9 protein-coding genes and 1 pseudogene are annotated in these 15,800 nt (G+C 41.7%); 1 reads left to right on the forward strand and 9 read right to left on the reverse strand.

Annotation, left to right across the window (positions count from 1 at the left end):
• The 9 genes from ACFIKJ_RS07895 to ACFIKJ_RS07935 all read right to left on the reverse strand — a co-directional run.
• A partial coding sequence (locus ACFIKJ_RS07895; RefSeq protein WP_375670426.1) for a DUF6990 domain-containing protein occupies nt 1–943 on the reverse strand: 943 nt, incomplete at its 3' end.
• A gap of 108 nt (nt 944–1,051) precedes the next feature.
• Nucleotides 1,052–1,633, reverse strand: coding sequence for an SMI1/KNR4 family protein (locus ACFIKJ_RS07900; RefSeq protein WP_273791575.1), 582 nt, complete (start codon nt 1,631–1,633; stop codon nt 1,052–1,054).
• Nucleotides 1,634–1,685: 52 nt separating this feature from the next.
• A complete protein-coding gene (locus tag ACFIKJ_RS07905; protein WP_375626710.1) occupies nt 1,686–2,276 on the reverse strand; it encodes an SMI1/KNR4 family protein in 591 nt (196 codons plus the stop codon).
• A 52-nt stretch (nt 2,277–2,328) separates the two neighbouring features.
• Nucleotides 2,329–2,907: an SMI1/KNR4 family protein gene (locus ACFIKJ_RS07910; protein WP_375627483.1), complete on the reverse strand. Its 579-nt coding sequence runs from the start codon at nt 2,905–2,907 to the stop codon at nt 2,329–2,331.
• 54 nt (nt 2,908–2,961) lie between these two features.
• Entirely contained in the window at nt 2,962–3,543 is a 582-nt protein-coding gene (locus tag ACFIKJ_RS07915) for an SMI1/KNR4 family protein (RefSeq protein WP_375652083.1), read from the reverse strand.
• A 46-nt stretch (nt 3,544–3,589) separates the two neighbouring features.
• A complete protein-coding gene (locus ACFIKJ_RS07920) occupies nt 3,590–4,165 on the reverse strand; it encodes an SMI1/KNR4 family protein (protein ID WP_375627485.1) in 576 nt (191 codons plus the stop codon).
• 64 nt (nt 4,166–4,229) lie between these two features.
• The gene (locus ACFIKJ_RS07925) at nt 4,230–11,789 is read right to left on the reverse strand and encodes a DUF637 domain-containing protein (protein ID WP_375670428.1); all 7,560 of its coding nucleotides are present in this window, start codon (nt 11,787–11,789) and stop codon (nt 4,230–4,232) included.
• A 90-nt stretch (nt 11,790–11,879) separates the two neighbouring features.
• Nucleotides 11,880–13,601, reverse strand: a complete 1,722-nt coding sequence (locus ACFIKJ_RS07930; protein ID WP_375670429.1) for a ShlB/FhaC/HecB family hemolysin secretion/activation protein — start codon at nt 13,599–13,601, stop codon at nt 11,880–11,882.
• 30 nt (nt 13,602–13,631) lie between these two features.
• Nucleotides 13,632–13,811: a hypothetical protein gene (locus tag ACFIKJ_RS07935; RefSeq protein ID WP_375670430.1), complete on the reverse strand. Its 180-nt coding sequence runs from the start codon at nt 13,809–13,811 to the stop codon at nt 13,632–13,634.
• Between the two features lie 254 nt (nt 13,812–14,065).
• On the opposite strand from ACFIKJ_RS07935, the pseudogene ACFIKJ_RS07940 reads away from it, so the two are divergent.
• Nucleotides 14,066–14,718: pseudogene (locus tag ACFIKJ_RS07940) on the forward strand (type ISP restriction/modification enzyme); the annotation flags it as partial.
• Between the last annotated feature and the right edge of the window lie 1,082 nt (nt 14,719–15,800).

Here is a 15,800-nt window from a genome sequence, read left to right on the forward strand (position 1 = left end):
CCCACTGTATTATCCGCTCAGAGATTTTGATAAGCTCTTGCTCATCTAATGTCTCTACACAAATATCAATGCCTTTACCAAAACCACTAAAAATCCCCCCCCCAATCGTATTAAAAGAATTATAAATATTTTTAGGAGAAACACACCAATATTCCTTACTATAGTGAATACAATTGCAAGCGACAGAAATCATTTCATTAGATATTTCAGCTTCAATGCGGACATTGTAATTGTCATGGAGACGTATAAAACCAAAATCAAATTGAATAAAGCGGTCGGGCAAAATCAACCACATTTTTCCAGGTTCCGTTGAAAACCACCCTTGTGTTTTAAGAACGCGCATTGCTGCTGTGAGGCTTATCGAGCGCTGTTTGGTTTTTTTGCGCGTTAGAATATCGTCTAATTCCCCATTTTTATAGGCCTGTGCAAAAAAAAGCAGGCGATCATCCGATGTCATTGTTTTATAATCAGCAAATTCTGGCACAGATAGTTTTGGGGTAGATCTATCACTCCTTAAAGCCTCCATATCACCAAGTAATGCTTGTGCAACGGCAGAATGATCTGCAGCTTCTTCACGTAATTTTTTTTCAATATCCTGTGCTTGCGCCCATGCAATCACTCTATTTAGAGCGTCCTTAATATGGCTTTCGGAAAGATCCGGAGCTTTAACATTAAAATCCTCCTTCGCGTAAAACAGCACATCTCCATATTTACGCTGTGATTTTTCACCTCTAGAATATTCCCAGCCAAGACAATAAGCAGCGGTGGTGAGATCAGCCGAAAGCAAAAACTCTTTGCCACTCTCTCCATAATTTTTTACACCATAGCCAATGCCAATAATGCGATCGGGAAGATGATAATGCGCAAAAGTATCACCCACGTTATCACGATAAGGCTCCCAGCCCAGTCTTTTTAAAATCTCTGTGACATCTTTAGTTTGCATCATGAATCACTTATCAACCAATTGTGCAACATCAGCTAAGGTATAGGTTTTCATAGATGATCCTCAAAACGTGCGTTATAAACGCTCCATATTTCCTCACTATCAATTTCACCTCTTCCATAGTTTTTTCCAAAAACTCTTGTAAAAAGGGATAGGTTGCGGAGTGGGAGTGTGCTCAATCTTTTCAATCGGTTGATCACCATCAGGTATCTCAGCTCCCACGCTTTCTTTAATTCTTTTGCAAAGGAATTCATAAAAATTACTTGCGTAATATTCGCAATCTTCAGATGGAAGCATGACATAGAGTGGGCATTCACCATCCCGAAACTGCGTATAATCAAAGTAAAAAGTCTCACCAAAATCTGTTCTACTTACGATAAGCTGTTCTGGTGTCGCAAAACCCCTTTTTCTATTATTTAAGTTGCGGAAAACAATATCACCAGCAGCAATACCTATTCCACAATCCCTATAAACGCTACAGATTTCATAACCTCCAATTTCTCCTCCTTTATAATTTTTTAAAAAACTCTTATAAGAAGATGTGAATTGTAAACCGAGAGCTTTCTCCGCCTTTTCAATCAGTAGATCATCAACTGCATTTTCTGCAGTACCCAAATTGATAATCTCATCATCATATTTATTCACTTTATCAATTAATACTGCAACATCAGCTAAGGTATAGGTTTTCATGGATGATCCTCAAAACGTGCGTTATAAACGCTTCATATTTCCTCTATCAATTTCACCTCTTCCATAGTTTTTTCCAAAAGCTCTTGTAAAAAGGTATAGGTTGCGGAGTGGGAGTGTTCTCAATCTTTTCAATTGGTTGATCACCATCAGGTATCTCAACTCCCACGCTTTCTTTAATTCTTTTGCAAAGGAATTCATAAAAATTACTGGCATAATATTCGCAATCTTCAGATGGAAGCATGACATAGAGTGGGCATTCACCATCCCGAAACTGCGTATAATCAAAATAAAAGGTTTCACCAAAATCTGTTCTGCTAACGAAAAGCTGCTCTGGTGTCACAAAACCACGTTCTCTATTGAGTAAGTTTCGGTAAACAATATCACCAGCAGGAATACCTTCCCCACAATCTCCATAAATGCTAAAGATTTCATCACCACCAATTTCTCCTCCTCCATATTTTTTTAAGAAAACTTTGTAAGAGGATGTGAATTGTACGCCGAGAGCTTTCTCCGCCTTTTCAATCTGTAAATCATCTGTTTCATTCTCTTCATCATCTTCACTACCCAAATTGATAATCTCATCATCATATTTATTCACTTTATCAATTAATACTGCAACATCAGCTAAGGTATAGGTTTTCATAGATGATCCTCAAAACGTGCGTTATAAACGCTCCATATTTCCTCTATCAATTTCACCTCTTCCATAGTTTTTTCCAAAAACTCTTGTAAAAAGGGATAGGTTGCGGAGTGGGAGTGTTCTCAATCTTTTCAATTGGTTGATCACCATCAGGTATCTCTTCTCCCGCGTGTACTTTAATTCTTTTACAAAGGAACTCATAAAAATTACTCGCGTAATATTCGCAATTATCCAATGGAAACCTGACATAGAGTGGGCATTCACCATCCCGAAACTGCGTATAATCAAAATAAAAGGTTTCATCAAAATCAGCGTAACACACGACAAGCTGTTCTGGTGTCGTAAAACCATCTCTTCTATCATTTAAGTTTTGGAAAACAACGTCATTAACAGAAACACCTATAGGATGCTCATAAAGACTATAGATTTCTTCACCACTAATGTCCCCACCTTTATAATGTTTAAAAAAACTCTTGTAAGACGACGTGAATTGTAAACCGAGAGCTTTCTCCGCCTTTTCAATCACAAGATCATCAACTGCATTATCTTTAATACGAAAATGGATAATATCATCATCATATTTATTCACTTTATCAATTAATACTGCAACATCATCTAAGGTATAGGTTTTCATAGATGATCCTCAAAACTTGCGTTATAAACGCTCCATATTTCCTCGCTATCAATTTCACCTCTTCCATAGTTTTTTCCAAAAACTCTTGTAAAAAGAGATAGGTTGCGGAGTGGGAGTGTGCTCAATCTTTTCAATCGGTTGATCACCATCAGGTATCTCTTCTCCCACGCTTTCTTTAATTCTTTTGCAAAGGAATTCATAAAAATTACTTGCGTAATATTCGCAATCTTCAGATGGAAGCATGACATAAAGTGGGCATTCACCATCCCGAAATTGAGAGTAATCAAAATAAAATGTTTCACCAAAATCAGTTCTATTCACGGCAAGCTGATTTGGTTTTGCGAAACCATTTTTTATATCCGTCAAATGATAGAAAACAATATCACCAGCAGGACACTTATCAAAACTTGCGTTATAAATGCTAAATATTTCATCACCTCCAATTTCTCCTCCCTTATAATTTTTTAAAAAATCCTTATAAGAAGTTGTAAACTGTAAACCGAGAGTTTTTTCTGCCTCTTTAATCCGTACATCACTAACTGCATCCTCTGCAGTACCAAAATTGATAATCTCATCATCATATTTATTCACTTTATCAATTAATACTGCAACATCATCTAAAGTATAGGTTTTCATGGATGAACCTCAAAACGTGCGTTATAAACGCTCCATATTTCCTCTATCAATTTGACCTCTTCCATAGTTTTTTCCAAAAACTCTTGTAAAAAGGTATAGGTTGCGGAGTGGGAGTGTTCTCAATCTTTTCAATCGGTTGGTCACCTTCAGGTATCTCTTCTCCCGCGCTTTCTTTAATTCTTTTGCAAAGGAATTCATAAAAATTACTTGCGTAATATTCGCAATCTTCAGATGGAAGCATGACATAAAGTGGGCATTCTCCATCCCTAAACTGTGTATAATCAAAATAAAAGGTTTCACCAAAAGCAGCATCACAAACGATAAGCTGTTTTGGTGTTGCGAAACCACGTTTTCTATCATTTAAGTTTTGAAAAACAATATCATCAAAAGGAACACCTATAGGATGCTCATAAAGACTATAGATTTCATAACCACCAATGTCCCCGCCTTTATAATGTTTTAAAAAAACTTTATAGGAAGATGTGAATTGTAAACCGAGAGCTTTCTCCGCATTTTCAATCACGAGATCACCAACTGCGTCATCTTCAGAACAAAAATTGACAATATCACCTTCATATTTATCAACTAATTGTATAACATCATCTAAGGTATAGGTTTTCATCAATTATTCTCCATCAATTATTCTATAAATCTCTGTTTTTTCTCTTTTCATCAACCGTAGATCACTACTGCCGGTGCTCCTGTCCCCATCTGTCAAAATTTAGACCTATAATGCCCCATTTCATATTGATTATTCCTCCTAAACTACTGTTTTTTTGTTCTCCATGCCCATTGCCGTATTCTTTCCAATATTCCTCTCTCTGCTTCTCAAACTTTTTTCTCTCTATAAGCGATTGATGTGTTTTTGGATTAGCATGAATAACAGAAGTATATTTTTTATGAAATTCATGGCTAATTTCCGCTAGGGGTCCATCGGGGGTTTGCTTTAGGTGATGCAACTCAACAGGCTTGCCATCAAACCCCATAGGTGCTCTTCCTGTTTTTGTCCTTTCAATATTGGTACCCCACACCTTTTTCTTCTTTACTGTCCAATTAACAATTTGGTTAGGATCAAACAAATCGTCTCTCCGATAAACTGTGTAGGTCTGTCCAAATTTGCTATCGGTAAATTTAGTGGGTTTCTTTTTTAACCAAAGCTTTTTTTCTTTAGCGGCGAGTTTGGTCAGTTCTTTCCTAGCAGCTAGTTTGTCAGGATCTCCTTGAGCTGCAAGTTCTGCAAGATTTTTCTTGGAAGCGAATTGGGCAAAATCTTTCCTAGCAATGAATTTAATCCAAGCCTTTTCGCCAAGCTTTATGGCTCCCTTGGCTGCTCCAGCAACTCCTGTCATTAGGGATGCTGTTTCAGTCAATAATTTTCCAAATTCAAGTCCAGCTTTAAAGGATCCACCAGCACCGGCTCGCTCATATTCCTCCTCCATTTTATTAATGCGATCTACATAGGACTGTCCAAGGGTCCGACCAATTGTCGCCAAAATCTCATCACTGCTGAAAAAATCTTTGAGCGCTTTCAAAGTCTCTTCGGGATGTTTGGCTAGTTGCCAAAAACCATCAAGCGTATCGTATATTTCAGCCGGTACACCAGCTACTATACCAGCCCCAAAGCTTATACCTTGCCCTGTACTAATCGCAGACCACTTCGCAGACACTTCTGCTTCACATAAAAGGTCAGGACACTCCTTTAATTCTTTATTCATCTGGGCTATTTGAGCACTGCTGAGGTAGTTATTTGCAGCGGCATTTCCAGCGGCATCGGCGCCGGCATCAACATTGCCACCGGCAAGGGCAGCGGCAACGCCCCCAGCAGCCCTTGCAACATCAATGGTGTGGTCTCTAAAGTCAGCAAACTGCGCATCAATCTTTGCGTTTATACGCGCTTCCTCTTCCGGAGTTGGGGTGCGACCGTTTAGGTCCCCCATTTCCTCTTTCACAATGCCTTGCACCCACAGTTTAAACTGGAGCATGGCTGTGGCTTCACCCACAGCCCCGCCGATAGCACCGGCAGAGCAAGCACCGCTCGCAACAGCGCCTTTTAAGCAGCCAAGACCGGCGTGGGCAACGATCTGAGTGACTGTATCTATTTTGCCTTCTGCCTTGGCAGTACCAATTTCTTCTGCCAACGATTTGCCAACCGTATCAGACAGGGCGATGCGCAGATTGTTAAAAAAGTTCTTGTCAAGAGAGCCACCCTCAAGAGCCGTTTGCACGCCTGTGCCAATGGCGGCTTTGATCAGGTTCTTTTCCGCTTCAAGGGCAATGCGATCGACAAAAGGAGCGGTTTTTGGCAAAGATTGTCCAACACCAACCATTTCCGTTATTTGGCTGGTTAAGCCTGCTGTCAACATCGACGAGACAATGCTGAGAATATTCTTGGAAGAACCAAGCTCATGCAAGGCGCCGGCAATATCACCGCGATTGTTAACAAGAGCCACAGCGCTTTTGTTAATCAGCGCTTGGACACCAGCCTGTATCGCCGCATTCATGGCGGTGCTCGAGCCAAGCCCCAAAGCACCGGTAATGGCACTAGCAGCGCCCGAGGCTGCTCCACCCGTAACCGCCGTGACAGCCAATGCCACGAGAGCCGCACCGGCTTCTGTCAGCCCTTGGGCTTTATAATCCCAGTCTTTAAACTCAGCCTTAACTGCTTGCCAATCAACTTGCTTGGATAACACGGGATCATCACGCAGTTGCTTGATCCATGCCATGCCTGGAGAGTGTGACAATTGCTCAAGGGATTTGTCTAAATCACCGGTTGCCTCATATTCAACAACAAAGCCATTGCCTGCATCAAGCTTCATGCCACCCTTAGCATCTATGGTGACATGCTCGATGGTCTCCTTAAGGTAACCTTCGTCACCCTCACTCCACCACACAAGGTTTTCATTACGCTGATAAACATCCTTAAAATCTTGATCCTTGTTGGTGAGAAACTTGATCTTCCCATTATCTGATGTCAAATGCGTCTGACCACCACTTGATAGCCCTGCCGCACCAAGTGTGAGATCCCCATTTTGCGCGTGTATGGAGAGGTCTTTGCTAAACTCCATCGTGCTTTTGTTTGTGGTAACTTCAGTTGATTGTTGACGAAACTTATTCTTTTGTTTCGATTTGTCGCCTTCTTTGCCCCTAAGATCCAAGTCAAAACTGTTAACGTCTTGCACCGAAGTCAGCGTGAAAGCAGCACCACTGGTGAGATTCCCATTACCTTCTCCTTTTACCTTAGCCCCATCCATGATGAGGTCGCCGTTCGTAACAACGTTAAGATCATCCCCACTGTTAACTTCACTCAAACGGTGCTCTCTGCTTTGGGCGTTATAATGCCCTTTTTCCAATGTCTGCGCATGTTCACTTTCTAGCGCCAATGCACTAAACGTGGCAGAACCACCGATAATCATCGTCATCGGACCGCCGCTGGTGAATTCCCCACCCTCTGCGCCAAGATCACCAAGGGATTGGATGTTTAATTCATGATTAGAGAGAATTTGTCCCTTCTGCCCAGCTCGATCAACAAAACCATATGCATTCGTGTCACGGATTTTAGCCGTGCTATTGACAATCGTATCACCCGTCATGGTAACCGTATCACCATGAATAACACCGGAAGAATTGGCTAAAAGACCGTTACTGGTGAGCTCTACAGCTCCGGTACCAAGCAAAAACCCACCATTATTGAACAAAGTTTGCGTGGTCGAAACGTGCAGTGCATCATCACTTACCACAGCACCGCTATTGGTAAGACGGTCCGCATTCAAGGTGACGCCATTGCCTTTCAAACGTGCACTGGCAAGATTTTCTTGCAATCCTTGTGCTTTTTTTATCCCTTGTTCTGAAGAGGAGGTTGGCGCCAAATAAACGTGGGGTACCAAGACCTCTTGTCCGTCGACAAGGTGGATCTCAAGCCAGATCATATCCTTTTTGATCTCAGCAATCTGCTGAGGCGTTAAGGGCTTGCCTAGCACTAACCCCAAGGGACCTTGCTGCTCCACAGCATTGTCATAGAGCGTTTGCATTTGAGCATTGGGATCTTCATCATCAAGAAGAGTGCGATTGCCTGTCAGCTCAAAGATTTGCTCACCCACCAGACGATATTCAAAATAAGCATCGCCCAATCTTTTGAACACGTTCTCAGGCTTATAATTGCCAATCTTTTTTAAGTAATAGTCCGATCCTAAAAATTTACTTGGGTTGATAAAGTCCTGTCGCGTCTCAACTAAAAACGGCACATCCGGTGATTGGCTGCCAGCTAACTCTGTCTTGACAGAGCTAAGCCCATCTTGCGTTGGCACCTGTATGGATTCTGGTGCGGGTGTTTGGATGCTCGGTGCAAAAAGCCCTTTGTGTCCTTTCAAACCATTGATAATGCCGTCCAATCGATCATCACTAATCAGTGGTTTGGAACCATCAAAATCGGTGTTTTTAACACCAGCCAAACCTTTATCTCCAGAGCTTAAGCCAACTTGCTCAACCCCCTCACGCACCGCATGATTGTCAAGAGTGTCTGTAACCTTGACATCAAGCGTGCCACCAGCTTCAATCGTGCCATAAACAGCATCATAGGTGCGCGTGATTATTACAGGATCATCAACATATTCCGATGTGTCTGTATCTCCTATTTGAGCCACCCCTGCACCCAAAATATCACCAGATGTAGTCTCGATACGTGTTGTCGTCTCAATCTTGGTTGTTTCGGTTAAATCGCGCCCTTCATTGAGCAGCGTATTTCCCTGCATCTCAATGTTGCCATTAGCAGCAATTAAACTGTAGCTATTACGGATATCGCCGGCATTAATTGTCAGATGACGTCCTACTAAAATTTGTGCAGCATTATTGGTAAAATGAGGCCGCTGCTGACTAACCGTCGTTGTAACTCTGGTAGTTGTAGTGGTTGTATCAACCAAAAGCCACCCATCTTTTTCGGTATGTGATGTTTCATGGACATTGCGATTAACCACTTTATCGCTAACTTCAACCCCGCCTTCACGCATGTTGGTAAGCGCTGAGACATCGAAGGTCATATCGCCGGACACGGCTTCTAAAAGCCCTGAGCTGTTGATCACATGACCAGCCCGCTCTCCACTTAAACCACGGATGATGAGATTGTCTTCAGCAATGACGTCGGCAAACTTATTGATAAAATCCCCATCTAAGGAGAGCGTTGCAGATTTCTTGGCATAAATCAGTCCGCTATTGCTCAGATCAGCGCTCACATTGAGCGCAACCCCATCACCACTTGAACCAATACTGCCGGCATTGTCCAAAACATCTGCGGTTAAGACAAAAGCACCACCACTTTTAAGTACACCGTCTTCACCATTTAAAACCAGAGCAACTTGCCCCAATGACGGATCATGGCTTTCTGCCATAAGCGTAAAGCTGTCAATGGCTAAAAGCTGACCGGAATTTGCTAAAGACCCAAGCTTCGCTTCAACAACAGTGCCCACCATGATACCGGAATTACTTAAAACATCATGGCTGTTGAGAGTAAGTACTCCGCCTTGCGCTTCCACAAGCCCAGCCTGGGTGAGTGTGCCTGCCTTCAGCGTTACATCATAGGCGCCAACCTCACTTGTCTCACCCATTGTCAATATGCCATCACTGGAAAGCTCAACCCGCTTTTTAGAAACAATGCGCCCCGTTTGGCTGAGATTTGTTTGCGCATGCAAAGCAATGGTATCATTGCTTTCTATCGTGCCACTATTGCTTAAATCACCATGGCTGGTCAGTTGAAGGTCACCACGCTCAATCTCTATGTGCCCTGCTTGGATCACACTATCAGCAACAATATTAACTGCCCCTTGCGTAGAAATGAGACCATCAACATTCTCAAAACTGCCCACATTAATGCGCAAACCATCCCGCGCTAAAACATGCGCACCTTCATCATGTGTAGCATTTTGTTGGTCTGAATTTGTCGTTTCAGCGCTTTTATTGACAAAAGACGTTGCAACAATCTTCATCTCACCGGCTAAAGCACTGAGAAGACCAGCCTCATTATTTATATGACCAGCACGTGTCTCTTTCAGCCCACCAATGGTGAGAGCCTCTTCAGCAATAATTCTGCCCTGTGTATTGCTCAGATTACCATCACTGAATAGATCCATAGATTTTTTGGCGTAAATCAGCCCACTATTGCTGACATTCCCTGCCACATTAAGGGCAACATTCTCACCACTAGAGCCAAGCACACCGGCATTGTCTAATCGCCCTGCGATCACAACAAAAACACCACCACTTTGAAGGACACCTTCGGATGTATTCTTCAGAAAGGCTTGTTGCGGATCGGCGCCTTCTTGTGTGCTTACCATCAAATGCAAATCATCGGTTGCAATAAACGTCCCTTGATTGGTAAATGCACCAATATGAGCATCGACACTCTCACCGCGCATTGTGCCGTTATTTGCAACCCCATCACGCACTTGAAGGGTTAATGCTCCTTCTTGAGCTTCCACAGTCCCTGCTTGGGTTAAAGCATCAGCACTTAAAACCACATCATAACTTAAAATCGTGCTCTCTTGAGAGGTTGTGAGCATGCCCCCCGCTGTCAAGGCAACCTGCTGCATACTGACAATATCACCCGTGTGATTGAGGGCACCATAGGCATCCAGCGTTATCTTCCCATTAGACCAGACAGTGCCTTCTTGGATCAGGGCACCGTGATGCGCATAAAGGTCTATTTTTTGTTCTGCAACTAAATGAGCGCCTGATGTAAGCTCTGCCGCTTGCACCAAAAGAGAGCCGCCGGCGCTATAATGTCCAGCACCTACAGTGAGCGCATCATCGGCGCTCAAGACAATATTCCCCTTGGCACCAATATGGTTGTTTAAAGCGGTGATTTGATTGGTTTTAATTGTCAGATCGCCAAGGGAAGAAACCCCTGTTTGATCATTGTCTTGCATGCGGCTTAGATCAATTGTTGCTGCTTGGATCTCTAAAAGATCACCGGCGGCTATCCGCCCATTCCCCGCCTCAAGCTTTGCTGCTTTTAAGTGCAAAGAACCCGTCGCTGACTGTTGACCATCACTTCCAATACCGCTTGCTAGAAGAGCATGAGACTGGAGCTTGATCAGATCGGCGTGCACATTAACAGCACCGCTTGCCGCAACGCGAGCTTGCTCAGCCAGTTCAACATGTTTCAAAGCCTTCAGCTCAACCGCTTCTTCTGAAAAAAGCAGATCTTTCACGTGCACACTATCGTGGTGAGAACGCGCTTTTACTGCTCCTTTGGCGCGTGCTTTGGCAATCACCAGCTTGCCATCACTTGTCAATCTCATGGCGCCTGCATTGGCAACCATGTCTCCTCGCATCTTAACGCCGGCGCCTTTATCATTGGCAATCACGCGGATCTGCCCCGCATACATTCCACCAAACTCACTGGAATCAATCGCCAATTCTGGCTCTTTGCCATCAGAACCAAGAGAAGTTGCTTCGCGTTTGTCATAATCAAAATGATTGTGACCAGCGATAACAGCCAAATCTCCTTTGACCTGTATGGGACCTCCGATACTGATCTTGCACGAAACAAGATCAAAAATATCTAATGCACTTCCATCAGCTCCACGAGCGCCTATGGTGATATCACCACCCTCAACACGCAACCCACTCAAAGCCCCATCGGTTCCAATAATCGGTTGTCCGGTCGATAAAGTCACCCGTGGAGTATTAATAAAGCCACAACCGTTACAAGTAATCCCATTGGGGTTGGCGATAATAACATCCGCCATATGCCCGTGTACTTCGCTCACGCCTTCAAGACGCGAGCGATTGGCACTTACCACTTCATTAAGGATAACCTTTGCTGCACCGCTATAACGCAAATTGCCGTTGCCTGGCACCAATCCCCCAAGCTGTGAACGCGAGACTTCCTCAGTCGAATTGTTCAAAATCACGCCATGGGTATCAACATTGAAACTGTCATATTTGTTATGAGAAAGACCCTGACCATTGGGGCGCACAATATCAATCAGCGGCACATCATTGCCGGCTTTCCCCACCGTGGGGCGGAAAACAGAGCCAACCCCATCAGCTGCTTTAATCCCTTGGCTCTCTTGTGCAACAGGACTTCGCGCTCCAAGCGCTTGTGCTTGCAACAACAAAGGCTGAAAAGCTAAGCAAAAACTTAAAACAAGTGAAAGCCCCTTATGGATCCCTCGCTGCAAAACACAAAGAACGCGCTTTCCTCGCTTGTATCCATATCCCAATTTATGCTTTTGATTTTTCAATCCCCGCATCTTCAGCTCCTCATAAAATTCTTTATCTCTTAAAAAAACAACCCATATGGGTGTAAACAGCGCAGCGATATTTTTTACCGCCCCTTTGCTCTAAAATCTCAATAATGCCCGCACTTGAAATAACCCTGTCGCATTTCCCTTTTCTCGCACTGTCGATTGGGTTAAAATATTCGAATAAGACACATCAATATCCGTAATTTCTCCGCTTGCATGGAAACCAAGAGTTGCCCCAACGAGCCTCCCGCCAAAACTGTTTTTGTTTACATCATTGGCTACAGCCCCCAGATCAAGCGCCATATAAGGGGCAAATTGGCTCATAAATTTACGCCCCATGTTCGAAGAAAAACCTGGCAACAACAGCGACAATTCATTGCGCCAAAACACCCCATTATTGCCGTAATAAATCGCCTCACGCACTCCGCGCACAGAGGAACTACCACCAAGCGATATTTGCTCTGAACTAAACAACGTGTCGGGTGATAATTGTCCTGAAAACAGCGTGTTATAGCGAAAGTTATATTGTTTGAGCGAAAAAGGACGCACGTAGCCTAGGGAAAAAGACAATTTGGAAAATTGCCCTTTGGGTGAATTTTTTGTTGCATTCTCTTGCTCTTTATCGTCATAAGCACCAAGAATTGCCAACCCTTTATGAAACCCTATATGCGCGCTTAATTCTCCTCCAAGCCACTTGCGCGAGTGATCAAGCTCAAAGGTTGCAATAGCTAGTTTACGGCTGGAAACATCAACCCGACTGCCCATAATAAAATTATCAGAATATTTCCATGTTAAGCGTCCCGTAAGCCACGTCTTGCCCTCTTGATCACGGTCGATAACCCGTGAAATCCACGGTGTAAGCGATAAAGACTTCCCCGCAGTCATAATATCGGAAAATATTCCCTTAACACTTGAATGATATTGGCTCCACGTCCCATCAAAACCTGTTGTCCAAGTGCCATAGGGAAGAGAAAAAGATCCTGTTAGAGTATCACTATTGGGACGCTTGTGAGAAAAATGATACGGACTACCATCCATGGAGCGCTGATAACTAAACGACCATTGATCATTGATCCCTAACAGATCATCAAAAGAAAGGCTCAAGCGCGTTTGATAAATTCCTGTTGCTTTAGCGCCAAGATTATCGCTGGAAAGCGTAATAAGCCAAGGTTTCTGTTTTTCAATATGAACATCGAGTATCGAACCACCCGAATTGCTCCCCGCACCAAGATTAATGGTGGCTTGACGTGAGAAAAGCCGATTGATTTGATCAAGCCCTTGCTCTATCTGGCGCAGATTGGTCGGCTTCCCAATAAGGTTTGGAAAAGCCGTGGTGATTTCTCCTTGAGATTTCCTTCCAACTTTATGCCCATCAAGAGTGATATCTTCCATCACACCTTCAACAACAACAATCTTGAGATGACCGCCGCTTAAATCTTGCTCAGGCAAATAAGCCCGCACCGCAATATAGCCGCGCTTCATATAAAGCTTGGTCACCGCTTTGAGCACTTTGTTGATTTCGTCAATCCCCAAACACCGTCCTTCCCAAAGAGAAATGGCTTCATGAAGGTCGGTGTGAGAAATCAACAGAGCATCAACAAATTCAATGCTTTTGATCAGCAAACAGGTTGTACTAGGCGAAGCACCATAGGCAGATGTGGTATCATCGTCTGGCAAAAATACCCCATGGGTTTCGTTTCTACGGTGCAATCGTTGAAAACGCTGTTCTTGCGTTTGTTGTCGTTGGATGCTCTCTGATTGATTAATCGCTTTCTCACGAATGTTTTGTGCTAAACTTGCCCATGAAAAAAGGCACAAAAAAGCCGCAAAAACAAAAGTGAAAAAAATCTATGCATTCATTGTGTCCTCAAAATGAGCAACCAAATGAACCATATCATCAGCGTCACAGAAAAAATCGCCAACCGCGTAACAATTTTTTAATTTTTTGATGAGAATAATACTTCTAAAATCTAAGAGAAAAGCATAGACTGTACTGTATACACTTGCTTTATTAGTTGTGCAAACCATATCATTTCCCCCGCTTTTGAAGCTTGTATAATTACACTGTTAAATGACAATCATATGCTCTATATGCTTCTTAATTTTAAGGTGTTGCATGTAATATAATCTTGAGCTTCAAGTAAAGACTCTTATTCATAGAATATACCAAATTTATTGGAACTGTTACATATTAGAGACAACAAGAAACACTCCATTATTATCGCTTGATAAGAAAAATAGCATGACAATCGCTTATACTAAAATAAGCAAAAAAGAAAATGCGTAATGCCATAACTTATGAAGAATTAGCGCATTTTAAAACTGCTTATCCCAATGAAACTATCACTAAAGATGATCTGTTTTATTATGTTTACGGTCTTTTGCATTCAGAAGATTATCGCACTCGTTATGTCGATAACCTCTCTAAAGAATTGCCTCGTCTTCTTTATATAAAAACTGCTAAGGATTTTGGAAATTTGTAACAGCAGGGCATGAATTAGGTCATTTGCACGTGAATTATGAAACTGTAGAGCCTTATCCAGTGACCTTTAAAAAGGGTAATCCAAAAGTTACAGAGATCTCTAATCCCGAAAAATTCTATTACGTGACTGAAATGAAATTTTCTGGGAATAGTAAGGAAAAGGATAAATCGACTGTTTTTTATAATAGCAATATCATCATGACAGATATCCCTAAGTAAGCTTATGAGTATATCGTTAATGGCAAGCCCGCTCTTGAATGGGTTATGGGGCGTCAATGTGTAAAAACAGATAAAAAGAGTGGCATTGTGAATGATGCCAATCGTTATGCTTTTGAGACCGTTGGCAATCCTGCTTATCCTCTAGAGTTGTTTCAAAGGGTTATCACTGTAAGTTTGGAAACAATGAAAATTGTTAAGAACTTACCAAAATTAGAAATTAGAGAAACTGAATAACTTATAAAGCATGCTCACATGATAGGCATATTAACCTCACAAGGGGTATAAGGTCTTATACCTATAGGTTCTATATCACTTTTATAAATTGCTTACATACAATCTTTAAAAGGAGTGTTTATATGCGTTATTCTAAAAAGAAATCATTTGCACTTTTAAATACTCTTATTTGGATTGCTTTTAAAAAACTATATCGTAATCTAAAATGATAAATGTATACTTTTCGAAAGCTCTGTTTAAAGAGAGTTCGATAATTTCTATAATTATCAGTCTCTCTTTAGATGTTTTATAACAAATAAATCACATTATCATCTTTATCATTTCTCTTATGAAAATGAAAAATGATGCGGTAGCTATAAAGAAGATAACAGCTATAAAAGGCTATTAAATTGCAAATACGTTATAAAGGAAATTAACAGAAATCTTAAAAACCATTTAGTAAAAAAACTGATAGGTTATAAAGATAAAAATACGCATTATGAGAGCGTTTTTTAAATATTATAAATGTATAGATTCAGAAAATAACGCAGTCGTTTTATAAAGCCCATAATATAGCTTTAAAAGCACATAAATATAAAAGAAGCAATTAATAAGCATAATATATTATGAATACACAACGTATTTAAAAAACAAGAAAAATATCAAAAAAGATAAAATATTATTTGACAATAAATACGTATTTTGTTATATAAATACTCAAGTGATAGAAACACTTAGTGATTAGCGGATAGGTTACGAAACAGCCTCTCCCATGCCTTTAAAATACTGACTTTCTTTTATGCTTTTGTTAGTATATGAGAATTTTGTCGGGTGTGGTTATGCCATACAATACCCTTTCAAGGGGAAAGCATACAGCGGACTAATCACCGTGTTTCTAGCGCCCGACGCCCATTAGGTGGTCAATAGAAACCTTTTATGATTAGAAAGAATTTAAAATGACAAATTCAAAAATCCCCCCCATTATCTCTAACATTGCAAACGAAATCACATCTGTTAATCAACAACAGCCTGCAAAAAAATACGAATTTACCAATGAAAAATTCACTTTTGATGGTCTTACTTTACACCGTATACGTGCTCTA

Source organism: Bartonella sp. PS7NMGDW, from assembly GCF_042193585.1.
GTDB lineage: Bacteria > Pseudomonadota > Alphaproteobacteria > Rhizobiales > Rhizobiaceae > Bartonella > Bartonella grahamii.